Below are 26222 nucleotides of genomic sequence, written 5' to 3' on the forward strand. Positions count from 1 at the left end.
CGTCCTGGGGGCGCGAGGAGTCGATGTCGCGCTGCGCGAGCTGCAGCGCCTCGGAAGCGAGGTGCGCGACGCGTCGGGCGCCCGCAAGGGCCTGCTCGCGTGTCTCTTCGGCAGGGAGGAGTTCGCCCAGGTCGGCCCGGAGCCGCTCCGCCTCCGCCAGCCGGGTACGCGCGTCCGCGCCGATCCAGCCGCGGTGCCCCGAGATCAGGCCGCGAGCCACGCCGATCTGCCGGTCGGCGTCGTCGATCGCATGCTGGACGTGCGCGAGGCTGGGGAGCGGATTCTCCGCACGATGGCGTGCCTTCGCGATCGCGTCGTCGAGTGCGGTGTTCGCTGCCCGCAGCTGAGAGAGCTCCGCGAACGGGTCGCCGGGGGTGCCGGCGGGGGACAGGGCGTCGAGGGCGTTCTGCAGCGCCACCACGGCATCCGTCACCAGCGGTACCTGCGGTGCGGTACGGGCCGCGATGAGGTCGCCGCGGGAGTCCGCGACCACCTCGGCCAGTGTCGACTCGGCGCGCAGCGCCTCGATCTCGAAGTCCTCGACGGCGTCCAGCAGTGCGGACGCACGTCGGGTCGCCTCGGTCGCGGTCTCGAGGGCGAGGTTCGCCTCCTCGTTCTGCTTCGCCGCGCGGCGGCGCTCCGAGACGGAGGCGCCGTGCGTCGCGAACGCGATCAGCTGCTCCGCCTCGGCCGCGCTGGCGGTGATCTGGTGCATGGCCGAATCGGAGTAGCGGGCTGAGAGGCGCTCCACGGTGTCGTTGGTCTGCGGGATGCGCTCGCTGAGGGCGGCAGCATCCGCTCGCACCTGAGCGATGATCTCGGGCGCGCGACGTACCTTCGAGATCGACGCGGCGAGGTCGGAGGTCTTGTCGTCGAGGAGGTCCTCGGCCCAGTCGCAGAGCTGAACGATGCGCGCATTGCGCGTGCGCAGCTCCTCAGGGGTGTCCGGGATCTCGTCGTGGTTGAGCTGGTGCAGCTGGAACGCCTCGCGCATGTGCGTCCGCACGGCTCCCAGCGCCTTGCGGAGGTCGGCGGTGAGCGACTCGCCCAGTTCGGCCTCCGCGAAGACCAGTTCGTCCGCCGTGGTGCGGATGCGCTCATCCGTCGTCACGATCGCCTGCTCCGCACGACGTGCCAGGTCAGCATCCTGTGCAGCGAGCTCTTCTTGTTCGCGCTTGCGTCTGCCCCAAATTCCAGCCATGCCCCGATCCTAGTTAGAGCGAGAGATGAGCAGGCTGTGCATCCGCCCCGCGGAATGCCGGTTCGCTCACAGCGTGCTCATGCGATCGCCGTCCGACGCGTGAGCTCCGGAGCACGGGGCGCGACCAGCCAGCTCACCACGGCGATCGCGAGCGGAAGTGCGACCGTGAGCGTCAGCAGGAGCATCCAGGGCACGTCGGTGAGATCCCACATGCCGGCGGACTGGATTGCGAACCCGATCGGCGGCAGCACTCCGGCCGCCGTCCCAGCGAGTGTCCCGAACCCGGCGATCAGCAGGCCCTGCCAGAAGCCGATCCGGCGACGCAGCCCCGTCGTGCCGCCCACGGCGGCGAGCGTCGCGTCATCGGGCCGTCGCTCGAAGCGCGCGAGACCGAGGGCGACGGCGCTGGCGCCGAGTACGAGGATCGACACTGCCGCGAGGAGTGGCACGAGCCATCCGACATTCGACGGCGGGCCGTCCTCGAAGTACGGAGCGACGATCCAGGTCGAGGTGCTCAGCGTCTCCGAGAGAGCCTGCGTCCGATCCCGCTCCGACACGGGCACGGTGGTGTCGAAGGCCGCGATCACGAGGTAGGGCCGCACGTTCAGGCCGTATGACGCCGCGGTCTCCGGTGAGACGGCCACCAGCACCGGCTGCAGGGGCAGATCCACCTGCACCGCATCGACCCGCTCCGACCACTGCGGATCGGCGCGGTCGACCATGTCGGGGGACGGCGCCCAGATGTTGTCGGGCATCCGGCCCTCGTAGGCATCACGGGCAGACCAGGCGCCGATCTCGATCGTGCCGTTCTCCACGTATCGCGGATCCGTGACGAGGGGCGCCCCGTTCCGGTACTGCTCGAGCTGCGCCGGGGTGAGCTCCGCGCCGATCGCCGTCTCGAGCTCGTCCGCCGGGATCACCGAGATCGGATTCGTCGGATTCCTCCCGCCCCAGGTGTAGCTCTCCGGTCCGGCGGGGTCGAGCAGATGGCGATCGGGGAGCACTGCGATCACCTGGGTCCTCTCCGGGGGGATGACGGACGCATTCGGGTACGACCACACATCCGCCTGCTGGGAGAGCACCGCAGCGCTCGCAGCACCGGACGCCGTGGCGAGCTCGAGTCCGGCCTCAGCTGCGTCCGTCGACGCCTGAGCGTCGAGGGCCTCGTCCCCTGCCGGATAGAGCGATACGGCCATCGATCCCTCTGGGGCCTGATACCCCCAGTCGCGCGCCGTCGCTCCGGTCTGCATGGCCCCCTGCCCTATCGCGAACACCGCGACGAACACGGTCGCGGCGATCGCGGCGAACGCCGGAACTGTGCGCGACGAGTTCGCGGCGGCGTCGCGCGCGGCCAGACGCGACGACAGGCCGAGCGGGGAGAGCAGACGGGAGGTCAGCCAGAGCAGCCATCGCCCGGAGAGGAGGATGCCGATCTGGACCACGATCGGGCCGATCACGATCCCGAGCGGCGGGATCACCCGCATCGGCGAATCCGGGTCCAGCACGACTGCGCGGGAGGCGATGATCACGAGGGCTGAGCCGATCGTGATCCCGACGCCGACCAGCATGAGCACCGAGCCCCAGATCGGACGCGAGGCGCGCGGCCGCTGCGGGCGTCGGGCGCCGCGCAGCGCTGCGATCGTGTCGGACCGTGCGACCGTGTGAGCCGGCACCGCGGCCGAGAGCGTGCCGACGAGCACGGCGAACACGAGCACGCCCGCGAGGACCGCCCACGGCACGTGGAAGCCCCAGAACTGGGTGGCGGAGCCGTTCGTCGTGAGCGACATCGTGAGGGCTGCGGCACCGATGCCGACCGCGATTCCGCTCACACCGCCGATGAGGCCCAGGAACGTGCCCTGCAGCACGATGACCCGGCGAAGGTCACTCGGGGTCGCGCCGACGCTGGCGGCCACGGCGAGGGAACGCTGCTGACGACGCGCCGCGACGGCGAACGCCGCCCCGGCGAGCATCACCACGACATATGCGGAGAAGAGCCCTCCTGCCAGCAGCATCATCACGATCGGCCAGAGCGAATTCGACAACGGCGTGAACGAGCCCTGGGGCGTGTCGGGGTCGAGGGTCGGGGGATCGAGGACCACGTCGCGCGAGAACGCGACCACACCTGAGGCGTTCAGCTCCTCCACCTCCGACCAGCTGAGGGAGGTGCCCGGGAGATACCAGCGCGCGTTGCCACCTGGCAGCCCCGCCGCCTCCGACACGAACAGCGCCGGCACGGTGGCGTCGAGCTCGGCGGCACGGAGGGTGCCGGTCACGGTGAAAGACCGTGCGGGGTCATCGAGTGCGACCTCGTCGCCGATCGCGATCTGCAGGCGATCGAGAGTCGCCGGGGTCACGAGGATCTCCTCGTCCGTCGCCGGGACACGGCCGTCGACGAGGTCGTATCTTCCGGCGAAGCGCGGATCCCAGGTCTCGCCGCTCGTCGTGCGCATCGCCGTCACGCCGTCCGGCGTCGTCACGCGGACGCTCGACTCGGTCGTGCGCAGCGTCTCGGCGCCCGCGGGGAGCAGCGTGATCGGGTCGTCGATCGGCTCCCGGTCCGGAATCTGGCCGTCGCCGGGATAGCCGGTCCAGGTCGGCTCGGTCGGCGATTGCCAGAACCCCGCGTCCGGAATCCCGGCCACGGCGATCCATGCCTGGGTGCGTCCCAACTCGACCCTCGCCCGTTCCTCGGGCGTCGCCACGCTGCTGAGGCCGATCACGGCGTAGGCGCTCATGGCCGCGATCGGCAGCATCACGAGCACCGAGACGAGCAGGCTGGACAGCCTCGTCCTCGCCACCTGTCGGCGTGCGAGGCGCGCGGCGACCGTCCACCTGGCGCGCCGGGCGCCGGACGACGGACGGGGATCGGGCCTTCTCGTTCCCTCGGAGATCGGGCGTCGATCGAGTGTCGAGGTCATCGGCCGGCTCCGCGCAGCAGGGAGTCGGCGCCGTCGCGAGCGGTCTCATCGACGATCCTGCCGTCGCGGAGGAACAGGATGCGATCGGCGAATGCAGCGTGCCGCGGCTCGTGCGTCACGAGGATCCCCGCAGCACCCGCGTCCACCCGGCTCCGCAGCATCCGCAGCACGAGCTCGCCCGTGGCCGAATCGAGCGCCCCCGTCGGCTCGTCGGCGAGGATCAGTCTGCGGCCGCCGACCACGGCGCGCGCGATGGCGACGCGCTGCTGCTGGCCGCCGGAGAGGTCGTCGGGATAGGCATCGAGCTTGTCGGCGAGGCTGACCGAGGCCAGCGCGTCCTTTCCCGCCCTGCGCGCGACGCGGGAGCGGAACCCGTCGAGCTCCAGAGGCAGAGTCACGTTCTCGAGCGCCGTGAGGGTCGGGATGAGATTGAAGTCCTGGAACACGAAGCCCAGGGAACGTCGGCGCAGACGCGCGAGTTGCGAGGGCGACTGCTCGCTCAGGTACTCGCCCTCGATGATCACCTCGCCCGTCGTGGGGGTCGCGAGTCCGCCCGCGATTGAGAGCAGCGTCGACTTGCCGGATCCGGATGCGCCCATGACCGCGACCAGCTCGCCGCGCGAGACCTCGAGGTCGACGCCGGACAGTGCCGACACAGCCGTGCCGCCCTGCCCGTACTGCTGGGTGACGCCGACGAGGCGCACGACGGTGTCGGTCATCGTGTGCCCTCCGCGGCTGCAGCATCCGCCTTCGACGGTCGTCCTCGTCGGGGCCGGTCGGTCGTCAGTTCCAGCCCCATCGCGGGGTGGGGGTGCAATCGCAGTCGCTGTTCGGTGTGATCGAGCCAGCGGACCTCGGCCTCGGCGGCGAAGATCATCGAGTCCACCACCAGAGCCCAGGCGAGCTCCTCCGGTCCCTCCGGATCGCCTCCGGCGTACTTCGCCCGCTGCAGCGTCTGCAGCTGCGTCAGCGAGGCGGTCCGCTGCGTCTGGATGACCGAGGTGACATCGACGCCCGGGAGCGTGGCGGCGACCGCGAGCTTGATGGCGAGCTCGTCCCTGGTCGCCTGCGCCCGGATCACGGGGGAGGAGAGCCACGTCGCGACCTCGGCGGAGCCCGCATCCGTGATGCGCCAGTAGACGTGGCCCTGATCGTCGGCCTCGCCCCGATCGACGAGTCCGTCGCGCTCCAGGCGCTCCAGCGTGTTGTAGATCTGTCCGACGTTGAGCGGCCACGTGGAGCCGGTGCGGCGGTCGAACTCCTGCCGCAGCTGATAGCCGTAGCAGGGCCCCTGATCGAGGATGGCGAGCAGACTCTGACGAACCGACATGACGACCTCCTGAAGTCATTGCCGAGTATATGCATACCCGGAAATTATCGGAAGAGCCGGGTGGAGGCGTTACGCAGGTCACGGCCCGGTAACATGAGCACGTATGCCCATCGTCCGCTGTCGCGGAGAGAGGGCGTTTCACCCACCGACAGGGAGATGACATCTGTGGCCAATCCTCTTGAGAAGCTGCTGCGCGCGGGCGAAGGGCGGGTCATCCGCCGCCTGAACCAGGTAGTCAAGGCCGTCAACGCGCTCGAAGAGGACATCTCGAAGCTCACCGACGACGAACTGCGCAACGAGACCGCGGAGCTCCGCGAGCGCTTCGCGAACGGTGAGAGCCTCGACAAGCTCATGCCCGAGGCCTTCGCCGCCGTGCGGGAGGCCGCGAAGCGCACACTCGGCATGCGGGCGTACGACGTCCAGATCATGGGCGGTGCGGCCCTCCATCTCGGCAACATCGCCGAGATGAAGACCGGTGAGGGAAAGACGCTCGTCGCGACATTCCCGGCGTACCTGAACGCCATCGCCGGGGAGGGCGTCCACGTCATCACCGTCAACGACTTCCTCGCCTCGTACCAGGCGGAGCTCATGGGCCGCGTCTACCGCGCGCTCGGCATGACGACCGGCATCATCGTCTCGGGGCAGACCCCGGCCGTGCGCCGTGAGCAGTACGCCGCCGACATCACCTACGGAACGAACAACGAGTTCGGATTCGACTACCTGCGCGACAACATGGCATGGCGCAAGGAGGACCTCGTCCAGCGCGGTCACTTCTTCGTGATCGTCGACGAGGTCGACTCGATCCTCATCGACGAAGCGCGCACGCCGCTCATCATCTCCGGCCCGTCGTCCGGCGAGGCCAACCGCTGGTTCGCGGAGTTCGCGAAGATCGCGCGCACGCTCGTGGAGGGCGAGGACTACGAGGTCGACGAGAAGAAGCGCACGGTCGGCGTCCTCGAGCCGGGTATCGAGAAGGTCGAGGACTACCTCGGCATCGACAACCTGTACGAGTCGGCCAACACCCCGCTCATCTCGTTCCTGAACAACTCGATCAAGGCTCTGTCGCTGTTCAAGAAGGACACCGACTACGTCGTCATGAACGGCGAGGTGATGATCGTCGATGAGCACACCGGGCGGATCCTCGTCGGACGTCGCTACAACGAGGGCATCCATCAGGCCATCGAGGCGAAGGAGGGCGTGGCCGTCAAGGCCGAGAACCAGACCCTCGCCACCGTCACCCTGCAGAACTACTTCCGCCTGTACGACAAACTCGCCGGCATGACGGGTACCGCCGAGACCGAGGCGGCCGAGTTCATGTCGACCTACAAGCTCGGCGTGATCCCGATCCCCACGAACAGGCCCATGATCCGCAAGGACCAGCCGGACCTCGTCTACAAGAACGAGACCGCCAAGTTCGCCCAGGTCGTCGAGGACATCGCCGAGCGGCATGCATCCGGCCAGCCCGTACTCGTCGGAACGGTCAGCGTCGAGAAGAGCGAGTACCTCTCGCGTCTGCTGGCCAAGAAGGGCGTCAAGCACGAGGTCCTCAACGCGAAGAACCACGCTCGCGAGGCCGAGATCGTGGCCCGCGCCGGACGCCTCGGCGCCGTCACCGTCGCGACGAACATGGCCGGTCGTGGAACCGACATCATGCTCGGCGGAAACGCCGAGTTCCTCGCGGTGCAGGAGCTGAAGGCCAAGGGTCTCGACCCTGTCGAGACGCCCGAAGAGTACGAGGCGGCGTGGGACGAGGTCTTCGAGTCCATGAAGGCCACCGTCGCCGAGGAGGGCGCGAAGGTCGCCGAGGCCGGTGGACTGTACGTGCTTGGCACCGAGCGACACGAGTCGCGGCGTATCGACAACCAGCTGCGCGGACGTTCGGGTCGTCAGGGCGACCCCGGCGAGAGCCGGTTCTACCTCAGCCTCACCGATGACCTCATGCGCCTGTTCCAGTCCGGTGCGGCCGAGGCGATCCTTAACCGAACGAACTTCCCCGACGATGTGCCGATCGAGTCCGGCCTGGTGTCTCGCGCGATCCGCAGCGCGCAGTCGCAGGTCGAGGCGCGGAACGCCGAGATGCGCAAGAACGTCCTGAAGTACGACGACGTCCTGAACCGTCAGCGCGAGGCGATCTACGCGGACCGCCGGCACATCCTGCAGGGCGACGACATCGCCGATCGTGTGCAGCACTTCATCGAGGACGCCATCACCGGCGTCGTGCGCGATCACACCGGCGAGGGGCACAACGAGAGCTGGGACTTCGACGCGCTCTGGACCGAGCTGAAGACCCTGTATCCCGTGAGCGTGACGATCGACGAGGTCGTCGCCGAGGCCGCCGGTCGCAAGGGCGGCATCACCGCCGACGGACTCGTGCGCGAGCTGCTGTCCGACGCGACGATCGCTTACGAGAAGCGCGAAGAGTCCCTCGGCGAGGCGGCGACCCGCGAACTCGAGCGTCGAGTGGTGCTGCAGGTGCTCGACCGCCGCTGGCGCGATCACCTCTACGAGATGGACTATCTCAAGGACGGTATCGGCCTGCGTGCGATGGCGCAGCGCGACCCCCTCATCGAGTATCAGCGCGAGGGCTACTCGATGTTCCAGTCGATGATGGGGCAGATCAAGGAGGAGTCGGTCGGCTACCTCTACAACCTCGAGGTCGAGGTCCGCCGGGCCGGCGACGACCAGGTCGCTCAGGTCGAGGCGAAGGGCCTCGCCGACGGTGCGAACGATCAGCGACTCGAGTACTCCGCCGCGAACGACGCGGGTGAGGTCGAAGTGCGCAACGATCGCGGACAGGTCCAGCAGGCGGCCACCGACCGTGTGCGCAAGGCCGCGGCCGCTCGCACGGCATCGGACCAGCCGGAGGCGGAGGCGCCGCGCGGAGCGTTCGGGCAGAAGACGGATGCTGCGGCACCGGCGGCCGGAAACCGCGAGCAGCGACGAGCTCAGGGCAAGAAGAAGAAGTGACCCGTGGGAAGGGGGCAGGTCCGAACGGGCCTGCCCCCTTCTCGTGCGTCCGGACGGTGCTCGAGCGGCGCTAGGCTTGGGCGATGACACCAACGCGCCACTTCGACCAGTCGTCGAAGCTCAAGAACGTCCTGTACGAGATCCGCGGAAACGCCCTCGTCGAGGCGGCGCGGCTTGAGGCGGAGGGGCACCGGATCCTCAAGCTGAACACCGGCAATCCGGCCATCTTCGGCTTCGAGGCGCCGCACCAGATCGTCCGGGACATGCTCGCCGCGCTCCCGACGGCGCACGGCTACAGCGACAGCAAGGGCATCGTGTCGGCTCGCCGCGCGGTGGTCAGCCGGTACGAGGAGATCGAGGACTTCCCGCGCTTCGACCCCGATGACGTCTATCTCGGCAACGGCGTCTCCGAACTCATCACGATGACGATGCAGGCGCTCCTCGACGAGGGGGACGAGGTGCTGCTCCCCGCGCCCGATTATCCGCTGTGGACGGCGATGACGAGCCTGTCCGGTGGCACCCCGGTGCACTATCTCTGCGATGAGGAGAACGGCTGGCAGCCCGACCTCGAGGACATCCGGTCGAAGGTCACCCCGAAGACCAAGGCGATCGTCATCATCAATCCCAACAACCCCACGGGCGCGGTCTACTCCCGAGAGGTGCTCGAGGGAATGGTGCAGATCGCCCGGGAGAACGAGCTCCTGCTCCTGTCGGATGAGATCTACGACCGCATCCTGTTCGACGATGCGCAGCACATCCCGACGGCGACGCTGGCCCCCGATCTGCTCTGCCTCACCTTCAACGGTCTATCGAAGACGTACCGCGTCGCCGGATACCGGTCGGGTTGGCTCGTGATCACCGGACCCAAGTCGCACGCCAAGGGATTCCTCGAGGGCATCACCCTGCTGGCCTCGACCCGCCTCTGCCCGAACGTGCCGTCGCAGCACGCCGTGCAGGCGGCGCTCTCGGGTGTGCAGTCGATCGATGCACTCATCGCGCCGACCGGTCGGCTCCACGAGCAGCGCGATGTGGCGTGGGAGGGCCTTGAGGCGATCCCCGGGGTGTCCTGCGTCAAGCCGCAGGGAGCGCTGTATGCCTTCCCGCGTCTGGACCCGAACGTGCACGAGATCCACGACGATGCCAAGCTCATCTACGATCTGTTGGTCTCGGAGCACATCCTGATGGTGCAGGGCACCGGGTTCAACTGGCCGACCCCGGATCACCTGCGCGTCGTCACGCTCCCCGAGCCGCGCGTGCTGGCCGAAGCCGTCGAGAGGCTCGGGAACTTCCTGTCGAGTTACCGGCAGTAGCGTCTGCGGACAGGGTCGCGGCGAGCCGTCGGATCGCCGCGACCAGTGGCGAGCGCGGAGCGACGTCTCCGATGGGGCGGGCGTGCAGCAGCGCGGCGTCTGTCGCTCGCTGGTCGTAGGGCAGGAACGTCACATCGTCGATCCCGGCGAACCGCGCCAGCGTGCGTCCGACCTGGCCCTTGGCATCGATACCGAGCGGACCGGGACGGATCTGGTTCGCCACGACCGTGATGGGGGTCTCCCCGGCGAGACCGCGCAACTCGGCGTACTCGCGGAGGAATCGGCTGATACCGAGGGGATCGGCCGCGGTGATCGCGATGACCGCGTCGGCCTCGGCGATGGCACCCGTCGTCGCGCCGTGGCGCCGAGGGCCGACCATGTCGTAGGTCGCCTCCTCATCGGCGTCGAAGGGCGCCGCGACATCGACGATGGTGTCCTCGGCCCAGGACCGGCACGAGACCAGAGTCGATCGCAGGCGCGACTCGGAGATCTCGGGCCACCTGCTCGGTCGATTGATGCCTCCGAGCACGTCGACGTCGCCCGCGCTCGTGGAGACCGCGGTCGCGAGCCGGCTGAGTTCCTCCCGGTCGAGCGCCCCGAGTTCCGCGCGCCGACACGCGGACGCGACTCCCGGTGCGTCGTCTTCGAGCCCGAGCAGCAGAGCGAGCGACGGCGCCACGGTGTCGGCGTCGACGAGGGCCGTCTGTCGACCTGATCGAGCCAGCTCGACGGCGAGCTGGATGGCCACGGTCGATCGCCCGGGGGACCCGGACGCGCCCCACACGGCGATGATCCGCGAGGGCGCGCTCTGCGCGCGGGCGACGGGCGATGGTGAGTCGAGCGCGAGTGCGGCGACGACCTCCCAGCCCGCCGCCTCGGAGGGGATCGCGGCCGGGAGACCGTACTTCGCGAGAAGCCTCTCATCGGATGTCCCGAACGGGATCACGCGGGTTCCCGCGCGATCGCAGGCGGCGAGCAACGCCGGTGTGAGGATCCGGCGCGTGGCCGTGATGATCACGGCATCCGTTCCCGCAGGGAGGGGGAGCACATCGTTCGGCGCGACGACCGCGCTGATGTGGACGTCCTCGAGCGCGAGTTCGGCGGCGAGCCGTGCAGCGTGCGGCTCGGGGATCGCGAGTACGACCGAGGTCATGGCGCGACCCCGACCGGAACCACGGAGATCGCTGCGCCACCCGTCATGGCGGCGAGCACGTCGGCGACGTCGGCGCGATCGATCACGACCTCGACGGTGGCCCCGGCGGATGCCAGCACGCCCTCTGGTGCGACCACGTCGGCGACGACCGCATCGGCCACGAGGATCCGAGGAGCATCGAGGGTGCGCCCGTCGGCGAGCAGCGGCGCCTGCCACAGCTCGATACGGGTCCCCGCCGAGACGTCCTCCGGAATGCCCGTTGTGCTCTCGATGACGACGGTCGTTGTGCCTCCCTTGCGTGCGTCGATCATAGCGGAGGCCGGCACGAGCTCATCAGCGGCCAGCGTCCTCCCGGCGATCTGGTCGGCTTCGAGGTCCTGCGGTGCGAGGTAGTCGTCCTCGAGCACACCCAGACCGACCTCGACGACGCGGAAGTCCTCGGAGACGAGCGGCTCGCCCTGCACGATCGTGCGAGTCGCCTGCAGCACGGGGGTGGTCCGCTCCGCCGAGGAGATCACGAGCCACACGCCGGTGATCGACACCGCGACGAGCCCGATTCCGATCATGAACCGCACATCGCCCCAGAAGGCGTGTCGCGGGCGTGAGGTCGATGTCATCGCCCCATGGTCACAGAGATGCTCCGATCGCCGTCGGAGTTATCCACAGCGCGGTGCGGGGTGGAGGGATCGGGGTGCTCCCATGGACAATGGATGCATGACCGATATCCCGCATGCGGCACCGCGCTTCCTGGCGCCGGCGCAGGTGGCGGAACTCCTCCGCATCGAGGTCGACGAGGTCGTCGCTCTCGTGCACGAGGGCAGACTCCGCGGCTCGCAGCTCGGCTCGCCCGCGCGTTGGCGCATCGAGGAGGAGAGCCTGAACGAGTACCTCGAGGAGCAGACGGAAGAAGCACGTCGCATGGCGCTGTGGCGCCAGTCGAACGCGGCGAGCTTCCCCGAGGTGTGGGGGCGCTCCGCTCCTCAGAGCGGCTGATCCGCTCCTCAGAGCGGCTGATCCGCTCCTGCTGCCGTTCGCACACACGCGATCGCCTCGAAAGGGATGATGCGGAAGCCCTGCACCGCGGAGGCGAGCCGCGCCGACCCTGCGTCGTGCAACGCGAGATCGAGATGATCGGCACCCGCGCGGTCGATGGTGCCGTGCAGGTCCTCGCCCTCCACGGTCTGCACCCGCACGGGAAGACGGCGGCGGGCGAGATCCCGGAGGAGGAAGCCGAGGGTCATCCGCTCCCGCAAGTTCGGCTGCTGCTCGGCCTGCTCCTCCAGGCTCGACAGCAGGAGCCCATGATCGATGCCGAGACCGCGCAGCGCGGACAGCGGGATGACGAGCATCGAGCGCGCGGCGCGGGTTCCTTCCGCAGGGGAGGACGCCGCGCCGATCCAGTCCGCACCGAGCGCGGCGAGACGGACCGGTTCGCGACGACCCCTGATCAGATCGACCGTGACGAGCGCCTCCGCTCCGCAGAGGAGTCGCAGGCGGCTGCGCAGGTCGAGACGCGAGATGCGCAGCCGTTCGGACTCGGCGGCGAGCGCGGCCCGCTCGGCCTCCCACTCGGACGCGAGCTGCCCTTCCAGGTCGTCGAAGAGTCGTTCCCACTGCACCCGACCGAGAGTAGGCCACCGCGGACGACCCATGTACGAGTTATCCACATAGCTCTCGCAGGCGGGGCTCGGCAGGCGAGCCGCGTGCTCTACTGGCCGCAGCCTTCCCCGAGGAGAGTGCAACGATGTCGCTTCATGAGTACTTCGCGCCGCAGCCCACCCCGCGATCGGAGCTTCCCGATCCGGTGCCGTTGCTGCGCAGCCTCACTCAGGGAGCCCTCGAAGTGCTCGCCGGCGTCAGAGAGGTCGACCAGCTCGCTCGGTGGTTCAACGAAGACGCCTTCCGGAGCCTTGTGGCTCGGGCGAACTTGTCGGCGAGGGCGCGCAGCGCGAGGGGGGTGTCGCCTGCGCGTCCGACCTTCGAGATCAGATCGATCCGTGCCTCCGAGCCCCAGGAGGGAGTCGTCGAGGCCGTGATCGTCGTCGCCGGGCCGGGTCGCACCAGGGCTGTGGCGATCAGGCTCGAGGGCATGGACCACCGTTGGCGCGCGACGTCGCTCGCCGTGCTCTGACCAGGGCGATCGGAGGCAGGCGGGCCTGGTGCCCTGGGCAGGGCGATCAGGTGGCCGCACTAGGCTTGAGGGGTGTCAACCCTCAGTGATCTCGCCCACGCCCAGGGAATCCTCGCCGACGGCGATGTCGAATGGCTGCATCGCCTCGCCGGCGATGGTCAGCTCCTCGCCGACCTCTCGTCCGCCGACATCGTCGTGTGGATCCAGACCGAGGATGGATCGTTCATCGCGGTCGCGCATGCGCGGCCGAGCGGTGCGGCGACGCTGTTCTACCGCGACATCGTCGGTGAGCGGGTGCGTCCGCAGTGGCGTACTCAGGTGCAGGGCGCCTTCGAGTCGGGGGAGATCGTCGACTCCTCGTCGCCGGACTGGTTCGAGGAGACGCCGACCCGTGTGCGTGCTGTCCCGATCGTGATCGATCGCCGCGGACAGGACAAAGCGGCCCCCGTCATCGGGGTCGTCACACGGCACACGAATCTGGGCGAGGCGCGAACGCCCTCTCGCCAGCAGATCACCTTCGACGACTGCGCCAACGACCTGTTCCGCATGATCGCTGACGGCAGCTTCCCCGACCTCGCCGCGCCCACATCGCCCCGACGCGGTGCGCCGAGAGCATCCGACGGTCTCATCCGCATCGACGTCGACGGCATCACCACCTTCGCGAGCCCGAACGCGCTGTCCGCCTTCAACCGCATGGGTTTCGACGATGAGCTCGAAGGCGAATCGCTCGCCGAGGTCACCACGCGCCTGGTGCCACCGTCTCGTCAGGTCGACGAGTCCCTGCCCGTCGTGGTGACGGGTCGTGCACCGTGGCGTACCGATATCGAGGCCAGGGGAGTCACGGTCTCGCTCCGAGCCATTCCGCTCAAGGACCACGGCACCCGGATCGGTGCGATCGTGCTCTGCCGCGACGTGTCCGAACTGCGGCATCAGGAGCAGGAGCTGATCACCAAGGACGCGACGATCCGCGAGATCCATCACCGTGTCAAGAACAACCTGCAGACCGTCGCCTCACTGCTGCGCATCCAGGCCCGTCGCACGCATTCCGACGAGGCGCGGGATGCTCTCACCCAGGCGATGCGCCGCGTCGACTCCATCGCGGTCGTGCATGACACGCTCGCCCAGGGGCTGACCCAGAAGGTCGACTTCGACGAGGTCTTCCACCGTGTGCTCAAGCTTGTCGCCGAGGTCGCCTCGGCGCCGAACACCCGGGCGCGCACGCAGTCGACAGGACGCTTCGGCGTTCTGCCGAGCGAGTACGCGACACCGCTCGCGCTCGCTCTGACCGAGGTCGTCACGAACGCCGTGGAGCACGGCCTCGCCGGCCAGGAGGGTGTCGTGACGATCGATGCCGGTCGCACCGAGGAGAACCTGCGGGTCACGGTGCGCGACACCGGCAGCGGACTCCCCGAGGGGCGCATCGGTCAGGGGCTGGGTACGCAGATCATCCGCACCCTCATCCAGGGCGAGCTCGGCGGCACCATCGAGTGGCGGGGCAGCGAGGGCGAGGGCACCGAGGTCGTCATCGACATCCCTCTGCGCTGGCTGCACAAATGAGCCCACCGCGTTCATGAGAGAGGGGCCCGGGATCGATGATCTCGGGCCCCTCTCTCATGAACGATCAGGAAGCGCGACGGGCGCGGGCGGCGCGACGCTTGAGAGCACGGCGCTCGTCCTCGGAGAGGCCGCCCCACACGCCCGAGTCCTGGCTGGACTCGAGGGCGTACTGCAGGCAGATCTCAGTGACGGTGCAGGTGGCGCAGACGCTCTTCGCCTTCTCGATCTGATCGACCGCCGGTCCGGTGTTCCCGACGGGGAAGAACAGCTCGGGGTCGACAGTCAGGCAGGCGGCTTTGTCGCGCCAGTCCATGGGGGCTCCTCAGGTGTGGATTTCATGAGATGTCAGAGCGACGTCTCGGATTCGGCGGCCGTTCGGGGTTCGGCTACCCTGTTACATATCGAGCCGAAGCCCGACCTTGTGATGCGGGCGCTGACGCCCGCCCCACGCCGCTGTGGGAGCACATGACGTTGTCTATTCTGTTACATGCAAGTTACGAAATCAAGGGTTTTGACCCCTCTCATTCGATTCTCAGGAGACAACGTGCGTTCACCCGGCCTCGCTCTCGCAGCTTCCGCGGTCCTCGGGATCGAAGGGGCCGCACTGGTCGTGTTCGCACTCATCGAGGTGTTCGGCCTGAGCGCGGGCGACGCGTCGTCGCTGCCGACGGCGATCGCGTTGATCGTCCTCACGCTGATCGGTGCGGCTGCTCTCGTGGCCTTCGCGATCGGCACGCGCGCCGGGCGCTCCTGGGCGCGCTCGGGGGGAGTGGTGTTCCAGGTTCTCGCCGTCGCGATCGCGCTCGCCTCATTGGGCGTGCAGCCCGTCGTCTGGGCGTTCGTCGTCGGAGTGGGGGTCCCCGGCCTTCTGGGGTTCGTGCTCCTGATCGCGAGCGCGCGGGCAGAGGGCGCCGTCCAGGACTGATCTCGGGGCGGCGCCGCCGGTGACCTCAGGCGTCGATGCCGAGGAGTTTGCGCAGGCGCGCTACGTGGCCGGTGGCTTTGACGTTGTAGAGCGCTGTGGTCACGACACCGTTCTCGTCGAGGACGAACGTCGAGCGGATGACGCCCTCGATGACCTTGCCGTAGTTCATCTTCTCGCCCCACACGCCGTATGCCGCATGCACCGCGTGGTCGGGATCGCTGAGCAGCGTGAAGGTGAGGCCGTCGCGCTCGCGGAATTCGGCGAGCTTCGCCGGCTCATCGCGTGAGATGCCGATCACCCGGTATCCGGCACCCTGCAGGGACGAGATGCTGTCGCGGAAATCGCAGGCCTGCGTCGTGCATCCAGGAGTCATCGCGGCCGGGTAGAAGTACAGGACGACCTTCTCGCCGCGGAGGTCCGCGAGGGCTACGGTCGCGCCGTCTTGATCGAGGAGCGAGAAGTCGGGGGCGGGGGTTCCGGGTTCCAGTCGCACAGTCACCCGCTCAGCCTACCGGCCAGGTGTCTGCTCGGCCTTGTCGGCGAACGTCTGCAGCAGACGCTGCAGCGAGTCGAGTCGGGCGCGTCCGGTGTCGCCGAGTTCACCGTTCTCGGCAGCCTCGATGAGAGCGCAGTCCGGCGCGTCGGCGAGGTGCGTGCAGCCGCGGGGGCATCGTTCGGCGATCAGGGCGAGCTCGGTGAAGGCGGCCAAGATGTTGGCCGGATCGACATGGCCGAGTCCGAACGAGCGCACCCCGGGGGTGTCGATGACCCAGCCGGCGCCGTCGGGAGTGCGATAGCGCAGCGACACTGTCGACGACGACGTGTGTCTCCCACGACCGGTGACCTGGTTGACGTGACCGGTCGCCCGGCCCGCGCTCGGCACCAGGGCGTTCACGAGGGTCGACTTCCCGACGCCGGAGTGCCCCACGAAGACTGTGGAGTGTCCGATGAGCGCGGCGCCGATCTCGTCGACGGGCATCTCCTCGCGCGCACTCGTGAACACTCGCAGATCGTCGAGGCCGTCGAAGTGCGAGAGGAAATCGGTGGGATCCGCGAGATCCGTCTTGGTGACAACGAGGAGGGGGCGGATGCCGGCATCCAGCGCAGCGACCAGATAGCGGTCGACGAGCCGGGCCCGCGGCTCGGGGTCGGCGGCCGCGACGACGACGAGCATCTGGTCCGCATTCGCGACGACCACTCGCTCGACCTGGTCGGTGTCGTCGGCACTGCGGCGCAGCAGGGAGGTGCGCTCGACTATGCCGACGATGCGCCCGAGGGTGCCCTCCTCACCCGAGGTGTCGCCCACCACTCTGGCCAGGTCTCCGGTCACGATGGGGTTGCGCCGCAGCTCTCTCGCGCGCGCGGCCGTGATCGTCCGCTCGTCGTCGGTGTCCTCGCCGACCAGCACCGTGTAGCGCCCGCGGTCGACGCCGAGCACACGCCCGATCCTGGCGTCCTCGTGAGCGGGGCGTCGCTTCGTCCGTGGACGGTTCGCCTTCGGGTTCGGACGGGAACGGATGCTGTTCTCGTCGTAGTCGTCGAACTCGTCGTCGGACTCGTCGTCGGCCAGCCAGCTCACGCGGCGTCGCCTCGCAGCATCCGCTCCCACAGCCGAGTGAACTCGGGCAGGGTCTTGGCGGTCGTTCCGATGTCGTCGATCTCGACGCCGGGCACGCGCAGGCCGATCAGGGCGCCCGTGGTCGCCATGCGGTGATCGTGGTGAGCGGCCCAGGTGCCGCCGTGCAGGGGCGCCGGGATCACGCGCAGACCGTCGGGCAGTTCCTCGGCCTCGCCGCCGAGCGCCCGGAGGTCGCTGATGAGGGCGGCGATGCGGTCGGTCTCATGCAGGCGGATGTGTCCGATCCCGCGGATGGTGGTGGGGGAGTCCGCGAAAGCGGCGAGACCGACCAGGGTCGGGGTCAGCTCGCTGGCCGCCGAGAGATCGAGGTCTACGCCGCGGATGCCGGTTCCGGCCCTGACGGTGAGGGCCCCGCCGTGACGGCTCACATGCGCGCCCATCGCCTGCAGGATCTCGGGGAGGAGGTGACCCGGCTGTGTCGAGTGCGCGGGCCAGCCCGTCACCGTCACCGCTCCGCCGGTCACCAGCGCGGCACCGAGGAACGGCGCCGCGTTGGAGAGATCGGGTTCGATCGCGATCTCTTTCGCCCGCGGCACTCCCGCCTCGACCAGCCACTCGCCGGTCGCCGGGCGCTCGATGCGGATGCCGCGGCGGCTCAGCGCCTCGATCGTCATGTCGATGTGCGGCAGGCTCGGCAGATGCGCGCCGGTGTGCACGAGGTGCAGGCCCACGTCGAAACGGGGGGCCGCGAGCAGCAGCCCCGACACGAACTGGCTGGATGCCGAGGCATCGATCTCGATCCGACCGCCGCGGATGCGGCCGTGGCCGCGGATCGTGAACGGCAGTGCCCAGGTGCCCTCGTCGTCGATGTCGACGCCGAGATCGCGCAGGGCGCTGATGAGTCCGCCCATCGGACGGTGCAGCGCGGTCTCGTGCGCGGTGAGGTGCACATCTGCTTCGGCGAGGCCCGCGAGCGGAGCGATGAAGCGCATGACGGTGCCGGCCTGGCCGCAGTCGACGGTGCTGCCGCCGGAGAGCTTCGCCGGGGTCACCACGAGGTCAGGACCGAATTCACCGCCGGCGTCGACCTCTTCGATGCCGATGCCGAGGGCACGCAGCGCCTCCACCATGCGGTGCGAGTCGTCGGAGTGCAGCGGCGCGATCAGGCGACCCGGTCCGTCGGCGATCGCGGCGATGATCAGCTCGCGGTTCGTCAGCGACTTCGATCCGGGGATCGTCACCGTGGCGTGCACGGCGGTCGAAGTCGACGGCGCGGCGTACGCGCCCCGCACGAGGGGAGGGGAATACCTGTTGGCGCTCATCGGTTCCCACTGTAGTGAACACGGGTGCGAGCCCGGAGGAGATCGACCCGACATTCGCAAGAAGGAGTGAGCATGCTCGCAACGCTCGAGCGCGATGCCGTCGCGCCCGATGTCGACGTCCTCGTCGGCCTAGACTGGCCGGTGATGGATGACACCGCAACCGCCGACACGGCCAGCGACTCCCGCGACGAGTTCGAGGAGCAGGCGATCCCGTTCATGGATCAGCTCTACGCCGCCGCCATGCGCATGACGCGCAACCCCGCTGATGCGGCCGACCTCGTGCAGGAGACGTTCGTCAAGGCCTACGGGTCGTGGAGTACGTTCACGCAGGGCACCAACCTCAAGGCGTGGCTCTATCGGATCCTCACGAACACGTACATCAACATCTATCGCAAGAAGCAGCGCGAGCCCTTCCAAGGCACGATCGATGAGCTCGAGGACTGGCAGCTGGGCGGTGCGGAGTCGACGACGGCCTCGCACAGCCGCTCGGCCGAGGCCGAGGCGATCGATCACATGCCGGCATCCGTCGTGAAGGACGCCCTGCAGGCCGTCCCCGAGGACTTCCGCCTGGCCGTCTACCTCGCCGATGTCGAGGGATTCGCCTATCAGGAGATCGCCGACATCATGAAGACCCCCATCGGCACCGTGATGAGCCGTCTGCATCGCGGCAGGCGGATGCTGCGGGAGCTGCTGGCAGATTACGCCGCGGAACGGGGCATCGCCGCGGCTGAGAAGAGGAGCGGGAAATGAGCGACTGCGGTTGCGACAAGGCGCGTCAGGATCTGGAGGAGTACCTCCGCAACGAAGTGTGCAAGACCGAGCATGCCGAGATCCGCGAGCACCTGGAGAACTGTCCCTCCTGCCGTGACGAAGCGCTCGTGGCGACGACGCTCACAGAGGTCATCGCCCGTGCCTGCAAGGAGTCCGCGCCCGAAGAGCTGCGCGACCAGGTCTTCGCGAGGCTGCGCGAAGCGCAGGCCACCGCTCACTGAGTTCGCCCGGCGGAGCGTCAGTAGGGTGGAGGCATGACCGCCACCGATGCACGCACGATCCCCGTCGACCCCGTCTCCGCCGACCGCCTGGCCGCGCAGGGGCTGACCTACCGGGTGATCGACACCTCATCGGATGCCGACACGGAGGCTTTCCTGCGCGCAGATGCACGCGGATTCCTCGACGTGGACCCCTCGGCCGAGTCGGTGCAGGCGGACCGTGAGGCGATCGAGGTGCGCCGCAACATCGGTGTGTTCGAGGCAGATGCCCGCGAGGGCGTCTGGCCCGTCGCAACCGTCAACTCGTGGACGACTCCGCTGACGGTTCCCGGTGGGGAGCTCGAGATGTGGGCGATCAGCTCGGTCACGGTGTCGGGCACGCATCGCCGCCGTGGCATCGCCAGGGCGCTGCTCGAGGGAGAGCTTCGCGCGGCCTCGGCTGCCGGCACCGCCATCGCAGGACTGACCGTGTCGGAGGCGACGATCTACAGCAGATACGGGTTCGCATCGGCTGTGCCGGTCGCTCGGGTCAAGGTCGACACCCGCAAGGCCGGGTGGGTCGGGCCGGAACAGAGCGGCCGCGTCGAGTACATCGATCGGGAGACCCTGCGCGATGACCTGATCGCACTGCACGAGAGCGAGCGCACGGCGCGCAGCGGACAGATCGCGGGATGGGACGCCCGATGGGCGCGCATGGCAGGTCTGCACCCCGCAGAGACGGCGGCGACTGCGATCCGCGGCGTCCGCTACCGTGACGCCGAGGGCACGGTGCAGGGGGCCATGGCGTACAAGCTCACCGAGATCGCGGGGACCTTCCGCTCGGAGCTCGCGATCCGGCACGTTTCCGCTCTCACGCCCGATGCGCTGATCGCGCTGTGGCGCTTCGCCCTGCAGCACGACCTGGTCGACACGGTCACGGCAGATCAGCGGCCGGTCGACGATCCGATCACCTGGCTGGTGGCAGACCAGCGCGCTGTCGAGTTCACCGTGCACGACCACGGATGGTTGCGCATCCTCGACGTCACCGCCGCGTTGCAGGGGCGGACCTACCGTGCGGCGCTGGACGTCGTGCTCCAGGTAGGGGACCCGCTGGGGTTCGCTGCCGGGTCATGGCGGCTGCGTGTCGGCGCCGACGGCGCCACCACGGTCGACGCCGTCGGCGACGCGGATGCTCCGGCGCAGGCAGACGTCGTCGAACTCGATGTGGTGGCGCTCTCAGCCCTCTTCGCGGGCGGTGTGAGCGCGGCCCGGCTGCGGGCGGCTGGACGACTCCGGGCGTCAGCGGATACCGCGGCCGCACTCGACGACGCGTTCCGCACGGCGGACGCGCCCGTTCTCGGCCTCTGGTACTGATCGCCCCCCGCGGAGCATCCGTCGGGGCAGATGACAGATGTCGGTCGGAATCTGATTCCGACCGACATCTGCCATCCTGACCGGCATCCGTATGCCGGGCGGTGATCAGCCCAGCGTGAGCGCCTCGCGGATCAGGGTCGCCTGCTCCGCCGCATGCACCTTCGAGGATCCGGTGGCCGGCGATGCGGATGCGGACCGCGCGACCGGGCGGAACGTCCGGTCGCCGGGCACGTCGGCGAAGGCGAGAGCGAGGAACGGCCACGCGCCCTGGTTCTCCGGCTCCTCCTGCACCCACACGAGCTCCGCGTTCGGGTACGAGTCGGTGATGGCCTTCAGCTCGTCGATCGGCGTCGGGTAGAGCTGCTCGAGCCGGACGAGGGCGACCTCGGGGTTCGGGTTCTTGTCGAGCTCCGCCCGCAGATCCCAGTGCACCTTGCCCGAATGCACGAGCACTCGCTTGACGGCGCTGCGGTCGAGGCCGCGGTCATCGTCGATGACCGGCTCGAAGCGGCCGCTGGTGAACGCCTCGACGGGGCTCGTCGCTCCGCGCAGACGCAGCATCGCCTTCGGAGTGAAGACGACCAACGGCTTGCGGGGACGCGAGTACGCCTGGCGGCGCAGCAGGTGGAAGTGCGACGCCGGAGTCGACGGCCGGGCGACGATCATGTTCTCCTGCGCGCACAGCTGCAGGAAGCGCTCGATGCGGGCGGACGAGTGGTCCGGCCCCTGGCCCTCATAGCCGTGGGGGAGCAGCAGGGTGACGCTGGACTGCTGTCCCCACTTCTGCTCGGCGGCCGAGATGTACTCGTCGATCACCGACTGCGCGCCGTTCACGAAGTCGCCGAACTGCGCCTCCCAGAGCACGAGCGCCTCAGGGGCTTCGACCGAGTAGCCGTATTCGAAACCGAGGGCGGCGTACTCGCTGAGCAGTGAGTCGTAGACGAAGAAGCGGCCCTGGGCGTCGGACAGGTTCGACAACGGCAGCCACTCCTGGCCGTTGGCGCGGTCGTGCAGGGTGGCGTGACGCTGCACGAAGGTGCCGCGACGCGAGTCCTGCCCGGCGAGGCGCACCGGGGTGCCCTCGACGAGCAGCGAGCCGAAGGCGAGCAGCTCGCCGAAGCCCCAGTCGATGCCGCCGTTGCGGCTCATGTCGAGACGCTTGTCGAGCAGTTGCTGGATCTTCGGGTGCACCGTGAAGCCCTCGGGCTTGTTCACGAACGCGTCTCCGATGAGCTGGATGACCTCGTTCGGCACGCCCGTGATGTCGGGGGCGCCGACGGCGTCATCGACCGGGGCAGCCTCGGGCGCGATCGGCAACGCGCCGGTCTCCGCGGCGTGCGTCTCGGCGAAGGCGATCTCCAGACGGTTCTGGAAGTCGGCCTTGGCCTGGTCGTACTCCTCCTCGGTGATATCGCCTCGGCCGACGAGCGACTCGGTGTAGAGCTTGCGCACCGAGCGCTTCGCCTGGATCAGGTCGGTCATCAGCGGCTGGGTCATCGAGGGGTCGTCGCCCTCGTTGTGCCCGCGTCGGCGGTAGCACACCAGGTCGATCACGACGTCGCGGTGGAAGCGCTCGCGATACTCGAACGCCAGCTGGGCGACGTGGATGACGGCTTCCGGATCGTCGCCGTTCACATGGAAGACCGGTGCCTGGATCGTCTTCGCGACATCGGTGGAGTACACCGAGGTGCGGCCGTCGTTCGGGGTGGTGGTGAAGCCGACCTGGTTGTTCACGACGACGTGAATCGTGCCGCCGGTGCGGTAGCCGCGCAGCTGCGACATCTGCAACGTCTCGACGACGACGCCCTGACCGGCGAAAGCGGCATCGCCGTGCACGAGGATCGGAAGCCAGGTGAACGTGCCGATCGGCTTGCGGTCCTGCTTGGCGCGGACGATGCCTTCGAGAACGCCGTCGACGGTCTCGAGGTGAGAGGGGTTCGCCGCGAGATAGACCGGAAGCTCCGCGCCGTCCTCGGCGACGAACGTGCCTTCGGTGCCGAGGTGATACTTCACGTCTCCCGAGCCGCGCTGGTTGCCCGGCGTCTGGGTGCCCTCGAACTCCTGGAACACCTGCCCGTAGGTCTTGCCCGCGATGTTGGTGAGCACGTTCAGACGGCCGCGGTGGGCCATGCCGATCGCGGCACCCTCGAGGCCGGCGTTCGCCGCGCCCTGGAGGATCTCATCGAGCAGGGGGACGAGGGACTCGCCGCCCTCGAGCGAGAAGCGCTTCTGGCCGACGAACTTCGTCTGCAGGAAGGTCTCGAAGGCCTCGGCCTCGTTGAGCTTGCGCAGGACTCGCAGCTGCTCGTCGTGGCCAGGCTTCTGGTACTTGACCTCGACCTTCTCCTGGAACCAGCGACGCTGCTCAGGGTCCTGGATGTGCATGTACTCGATGCCGAGCGTGCGGCAGTACGAGTCGCGCAGGACGCCGAGGATGTCGCGGAGCTTGGCGATCCGGCGCCCGCCGAAACCGCCGGTGACGAACTCGCGGTCGAGATCCCAGAACGTGAGCCCGTGGCTCTCGATCTCGAGGTCGGGATGCGAGCGCTGCTGGTACTCGAGCGGGTCGATGTCGGCCATCAGGTGCCCGCGCACGCGGTAGGAGTTGATGAGCTCCTGCACGCGGGACTGCTTGTCGACGCGCTCGGCGAGGTCCACGGCGATGTCCGGGTTCCAGCGGATCGGTGCGTACGGGATGCGGAGGGCGGCGAAGATGTCGTCGTAGAAGCCGCGCTGTCCGATGAGCAGCTCGTGCACCTTCTTGAGGAACTCACCGGATCCCGCACCCTGGATGACGCGGTGGTCGTACGTGCTCGTCAGGGTGATCGTCTTGCCGATCGCGAGCTCGTTGAGCGTCTTCTGGCTCGCGCCCTGGAACTCCGCCGGGTAGTCGAGAGCACCCGCACCGATGATGCAGCCCTGCCCCTTCATCAGGCGGGGGACCGAGTGCACGGTGCCGATGCCTCCCGGGTTCGTGAGCGAGACCGTCGTGCCCTGGAAATCAGCGGCCGTGAGCTTGTTCCCGCGAGCACGGGTGACGAGGTCCTCGTAGGCGGTGAGGTACTCGCTGAAGCTCATCGTCTCGGCGCGCTTGATGCTGGGCACCATGAGCGCGCGAGTGCCGTCGGGCTTGGGCAGGTCGATCGCGATGCCCAAGTTGACGTGCGCGGGAGCGACCACGGAGGGCTTGCCGTCGACCTCGGCGTAGAACACGTTCTGGGAGCGGAACTCGTCGAGCGTGCGGATCAGGGCCCAGCCGATCAGGTGGGTGAAGCTGATCTTGCCGCCGCGGGTGCGCGACATGTGGTTGTTGATGACGATGCGGTTGTCGATCATCAGCTTCGCGGGCACCGTCCGGACGCTGGTCGCGGTGGGGACGGTGAGGGACTCGTCCATGTTCGCTGCCAGGGTCTTGGGCAGGCCCCGCAACGGGGTGACCTTGTCCTCCTGCGCTGCCTCTGCCGGAGCATCCTTGGTCTCGGGCTTCGGTGCCTGAGCGGGGATCGGCGCGGCGGCCGCCGGCTTGGCGGTCGTTCGCGCGACGGGCTGGGCGCCGATCACGGGGATGGGAGCAGTGACCGGATGCGCGGGCTGGGCGGCCGCAGGAGCGGCACCGGATGCCGCGGACTCGGCCGCGTACTTCTCGAGAACGGGCCACCACTCCTTGTCGACGGAGTCGCGGTTCTCCTTGAACTGCTCGTAGAGCTCTTCCACGAGCCAGGAATTGGCTCCGAACCCCCCGTCGCCCCCGACGCCGGTCACCTGGTTCGACACGCTCGATCGCCCTCTTTCATCGCTGAATTCCGTGTTGTGCTCGCAGCGACCCAGGATGCGCCCGGGTCTGCACACTCTCGGGCTCAAGCCTAACGTGTTTCGACCTCCTCTTCGTCGTCGCGACGCGCCACGGCGGTGTCGATCTGGGTACCGTGTAGACATGGAGTTCGCAGGCAGCCAGCCCACCGTCGATCTGACCTATTCCGACGTGTTCCTCGTCCCGCGCAGATCGGCCGTCACCAGCCGACTCCAGGTCGACCTCGCGCCCGGTGACGGGACCCCGGCGACGCTCCCGCTCGTGGCGTCGAACATGAACTCCGTGACCGGGCCGCGGCTGGCCGCGGTGATCGCTCGGCGAGGCGGACTGGGGGTGCTGCCGCAGGACATGCCGCTGCAGGGACTCGACGCGGCGATCCGCGAGGTCAAGGCGCAGCCGGTGCTGTGGGACACCCCGCTCGTGCTGCCGCCAGAGGCCTCGGTCGCCGATGCCCTGCGTCTGCTCCCGCCCACCGCGGGCCACGGCATCGTGGTCGCCGAAGGCACCGCTCCCTACGACACGGCCGCGATCCGCGGCATCCTGCCCGCGGCGCGCCTCGCGACGGCGCTGCCCGACGCCCAGCTCGGCGACCTCGTGCACAGCGGCACCCCGTCGATCGACGCCGACGACATCGGTTCGGAGCGCCACGCGTTCGACGTGATCACCGAGTCCGGAGCCGAGATGGTCACCGTGGTGCATCACGGCCACCTCGTCGGCACGCTCAGCGCACGCAGCGCTCTGCGTGCGACGCTGTACCGCCCTGCACTCGACGGAGACGGCCGCCTCGCCGTGGCCGCGGCGGTCGGCATCAATGGCGACGTCGCGGCCAAGGCGCGCGCACTCGCCGGCGCCGGAGTCGACGTGCTCGTGCTCGACACCGCCCACGGGCATCAGGAGGGGATGCTGCGTGCGCTGCGCACGGTATCCGCCCTCGGACTCGGGCTCCCGATCGTCGCGGGCAACATCGTCACCGCAGACGGCGTGCACGATCTCGTGGAGGCGGGCGCGACCATCCTCAAGGTGGGTGTCGGCCCCGGCGCCATGTGCACCACCCGGATGATGACCGCCGTCGGGCGTCCGCAGTTCTCCGCCGTTCTCGAGACCGCCGAGGCCGCTCGTTCGCTGGGAGCGCACGTGTGGGCGGACGGGGGAGTGCGGTACCCCAGAGATGTCGCGCTCGCGCTCGCCGCCGGAGCGGCCTCCGTGATGATCGGATCGTGGTTCGCCGGCACGATCGAGGCGCCGGGCGAGCTGCAGACCGACGCGGAGGGGCGCATCTTCAAGGAGTCCTGGGGCATGGCGTCGACCAAGGCCGTGCAGGAGCGGTTCGGGCGACTGGACGCGTACGAGCGGGCACGCAAGGAGCTGTTCGCCGAGGGCATCTCCTCGTCGAAGATCTACCTCGACCCGCTGCGTCCGGGAGTCGAGGATCTGCTCGACATGATCACCTCGGGCGTGCGGTCGTCGTTCACCTACGCGGGCGCGGCATCCGTCCCCGAGTTCCACGATCGGGCACTCGTCGGCCTGCAGTCCGCGGCCGGGTATGAAGAGGGCAAAGCACTCCCCGTCAGCTGGTGAACGCGCCTGGCGCATCGTCGACTTCTGTACAATCGACACACCATGGACGACCCTCCCAGTTGCAGTAGATCGCCCCACCGCCCGCCTCTCGACAGCGA

At 68.8% G+C, this 26222-nt stretch carries 22 protein-coding genes; 10 read left to right on the plus strand and 12 right to left on the minus strand.

The genetic code is table 11. From position 1 onward, the window contains the following. The 4 genes from ACI3KS_RS06310 to ACI3KS_RS06325 form a co-directional block, all read right to left on the minus strand. On the minus strand, window positions 1-1201 hold a 1201-nt coding region (locus tag ACI3KS_RS06310), incomplete at its 3' end, for a hypothetical protein (protein ID WP_404916345.1). A 77-nt stretch (window positions 1202-1278) separates the two neighbouring features. Further along, complete coding sequence (locus ACI3KS_RS06315) at window positions 1279-4119, minus strand: FtsX-like permease family protein (RefSeq protein WP_404916347.1); 2841 nt, start codon at window positions 4117-4119, stop codon at window positions 1279-1281. After that, entirely contained in the window at window positions 4116-4838 is a 723-nt protein-coding gene (locus tag ACI3KS_RS06320) for an ABC transporter ATP-binding protein (protein ID WP_404916349.1), read from the minus strand. The genes ACI3KS_RS06315 and ACI3KS_RS06320 overlap by 4 nt, the downstream gene beginning before the upstream one ends. Continuing rightward, window positions 4835-5449, minus strand: coding sequence for a PadR family transcriptional regulator (locus ACI3KS_RS06325; RefSeq protein ID WP_404916351.1), 615 nt, complete (start codon window positions 5447-5449; stop codon window positions 4835-4837). Before ACI3KS_RS06325 ends, ACI3KS_RS06320 begins: the two co-directional genes overlap by 4 nt. Window positions 5450-5614: 165 nt before the next feature. On the opposite strand from ACI3KS_RS06325, the gene secA reads away from it, so the two are divergent. Further along, window positions 5615-8416 carry a preprotein translocase subunit SecA gene (gene secA / locus ACI3KS_RS06330; RefSeq protein ID WP_404916353.1) on the plus strand — a complete coding sequence of 934 codons (2802 nt, stop codon included), beginning with the start codon at window positions 5615-5617 and terminating at the stop codon, window positions 8414-8416. Between the two features lie 83 nt (window positions 8417-8499). After that, window positions 8500-9726: a pyridoxal phosphate-dependent aminotransferase gene (locus ACI3KS_RS06335; protein ID WP_404916355.1), complete on the plus strand. Its 1227-nt coding sequence runs from the start codon at window positions 8500-8502 to the stop codon at window positions 9724-9726. Here ACI3KS_RS06335 and ACI3KS_RS06340 read toward each other — a convergent pair. Both ACI3KS_RS06340 and ACI3KS_RS06345 read right to left on the minus strand, forming a co-directional pair. Beyond that, entirely contained in the window at window positions 9650-10879 is a 1230-nt protein-coding gene (locus ACI3KS_RS06340; protein WP_404916357.1) for a CpaE family protein, read from the minus strand. The genes ACI3KS_RS06335 and ACI3KS_RS06340 overlap by 77 nt on opposite strands. Next, window positions 10876-11496 carry a hypothetical protein gene (locus tag ACI3KS_RS06345; RefSeq protein WP_404916359.1) on the minus strand — a complete coding sequence of 207 codons (621 nt, stop codon included), beginning with the start codon at window positions 11494-11496 and terminating at the stop codon, window positions 10876-10878. Before ACI3KS_RS06345 ends, ACI3KS_RS06340 begins: the two co-directional genes overlap by 4 nt. Before the next feature lie 97 nt (window positions 11497-11593). On the opposite strand from ACI3KS_RS06345, the gene ACI3KS_RS06350 reads away from it, so the two are divergent. Then, window positions 11594-11872, plus strand: a complete 279-nt coding sequence (locus tag ACI3KS_RS06350) for a helix-turn-helix domain-containing protein (RefSeq protein WP_404916361.1) — start codon at window positions 11594-11596, stop codon at window positions 11870-11872. Window positions 11873-11880: 8 nt separating this feature from the next. Here ACI3KS_RS06350 and ACI3KS_RS06355 read toward each other — a convergent pair whose 3' ends face one another. Further along, window positions 11881-12498: a hypothetical protein gene (locus ACI3KS_RS06355; RefSeq protein WP_404916363.1), complete on the minus strand. Its 618-nt coding sequence runs from the start codon at window positions 12496-12498 to the stop codon at window positions 11881-11883. A gap of 125 nt (window positions 12499-12623) precedes the next feature. On the opposite strand from ACI3KS_RS06355, the gene ACI3KS_RS06360 reads away from it, so the two are divergent. Both ACI3KS_RS06360 and ACI3KS_RS06365 read left to right on the plus strand, forming a co-directional pair. Further along, on the plus strand, window positions 12624-13010 hold the full coding sequence (locus ACI3KS_RS06360; RefSeq protein ID WP_404916365.1) for an Rv3235 family protein: 387 nt from the start codon (window positions 12624-12626) through the stop codon (window positions 13008-13010). A 72-nt stretch (window positions 13011-13082) separates the two neighbouring features. Beyond that, window positions 13083-14567, plus strand: coding sequence for a sensor histidine kinase (locus tag ACI3KS_RS06365; protein ID WP_404916367.1), 1485 nt, complete (start codon window positions 13083-13085; stop codon window positions 14565-14567). Window positions 14568-14631: 64 nt separating this feature from the next. Here the strand turns inward: ACI3KS_RS06365 and ACI3KS_RS06370 are convergent, their stop codons facing one another. Further along, on the minus strand, window positions 14632-14880 hold the full coding sequence (locus tag ACI3KS_RS06370; RefSeq protein ID WP_404916369.1) for a WhiB family transcriptional regulator: 249 nt from the start codon (window positions 14878-14880) through the stop codon (window positions 14632-14634). A 231-nt stretch (window positions 14881-15111) separates the two neighbouring features. Here ACI3KS_RS06370 and ACI3KS_RS06375 point away from each other — a divergent pair, with 231 nt between their 5' ends. After that, complete coding sequence (locus ACI3KS_RS06375; protein WP_404916371.1) at window positions 15112-15492, plus strand: hypothetical protein; 381 nt, start codon at window positions 15112-15114, stop codon at window positions 15490-15492. A gap of 25 nt (window positions 15493-15517) precedes the next feature. Here the strand turns inward: ACI3KS_RS06375 and bcp are convergent, their stop codons facing one another. Genes bcp through aroA form a run of 3 tightly spaced genes read right to left on the minus strand, consistent with a single transcriptional unit; the run spans window position 15518 to window position 18393 of the window. Next, window positions 15518-15991 (minus strand): thioredoxin-dependent thiol peroxidase, encoded by a 474-nt coding sequence (gene bcp, locus ACI3KS_RS06380; protein WP_404916372.1) that lies wholly within the window; start codon window positions 15989-15991, stop codon window positions 15518-15520. 9 nt (window positions 15992-16000) lie between these two features. Then, entirely contained in the window at window positions 16001-17071 is a 1071-nt protein-coding gene (rsgA, locus tag ACI3KS_RS06385; RefSeq protein ID WP_404916374.1) for a ribosome small subunit-dependent GTPase A, read from the minus strand. Next, window positions 17068-18393 carry a 3-phosphoshikimate 1-carboxyvinyltransferase gene (gene aroA, locus ACI3KS_RS06390; protein ID WP_404916376.1) on the minus strand — a complete coding sequence of 442 codons (1326 nt, stop codon included), beginning with the start codon at window positions 18391-18393 and terminating at the stop codon, window positions 17068-17070. Before aroA ends, rsgA begins: the two co-directional genes overlap by 4 nt. A 72-nt stretch (window positions 18394-18465) precedes the next feature. Here aroA and ACI3KS_RS06395 point away from each other — a divergent pair, with 72 nt between their 5' ends. The 3 genes from ACI3KS_RS06395 to ACI3KS_RS06405 are packed head-to-tail and all read left to right on the plus strand — an operon-like array spanning window position 18466 to window position 20735. Further along, on the plus strand, window positions 18466-19143 hold the full coding sequence (locus ACI3KS_RS06395) for a sigma-70 family RNA polymerase sigma factor (RefSeq protein ID WP_404916378.1): 678 nt from the start codon (window positions 18466-18468) through the stop codon (window positions 19141-19143). Continuing rightward, complete coding sequence (locus ACI3KS_RS06400) at window positions 19140-19385, plus strand: zf-HC2 domain-containing protein (protein WP_404916380.1); 246 nt, start codon at window positions 19140-19142, stop codon at window positions 19383-19385. The genes ACI3KS_RS06395 and ACI3KS_RS06400 overlap by 4 nt, the downstream gene beginning before the upstream one ends. Before the next feature lie 33 nt (window positions 19386-19418). Next, window positions 19419-20735, plus strand: a complete 1317-nt coding sequence (locus tag ACI3KS_RS06405) for a GNAT family N-acetyltransferase (protein WP_404916382.1) — start codon at window positions 19419-19421, stop codon at window positions 20733-20735. 105 nt (window positions 20736-20840) lie between these two features. Here ACI3KS_RS06405 and ACI3KS_RS06410 read toward each other — a convergent pair whose 3' ends face one another. Next, on the minus strand, window positions 20841-24509 hold the full coding sequence (locus ACI3KS_RS06410; RefSeq protein ID WP_404916384.1) for a multifunctional oxoglutarate decarboxylase/oxoglutarate dehydrogenase thiamine pyrophosphate-binding subunit/dihydrolipoyllysine-residue succinyltransferase subunit: 3669 nt from the start codon (window positions 24507-24509) through the stop codon (window positions 20841-20843). Window positions 24510-24669: 160 nt separating this feature from the next. Between ACI3KS_RS06410 and ACI3KS_RS06415 the strand changes: the two genes are divergently transcribed. Further along, window positions 24670-26124 carry a GuaB1 family IMP dehydrogenase-related protein gene (locus ACI3KS_RS06415; protein WP_404916386.1) on the plus strand — a complete coding sequence of 485 codons (1455 nt, stop codon included), beginning with the start codon at window positions 24670-24672 and terminating at the stop codon, window positions 26122-26124. Window positions 26125-26222: the final 98 nt, after the last annotated feature.

The sequence above is a fragment of the Microbacterium sp. ZW T5_45 genome (assembly GCF_044987415.1).
GTDB lineage: Bacteria > Actinomycetota > Actinomycetes > Actinomycetales > Microbacteriaceae > Microbacterium.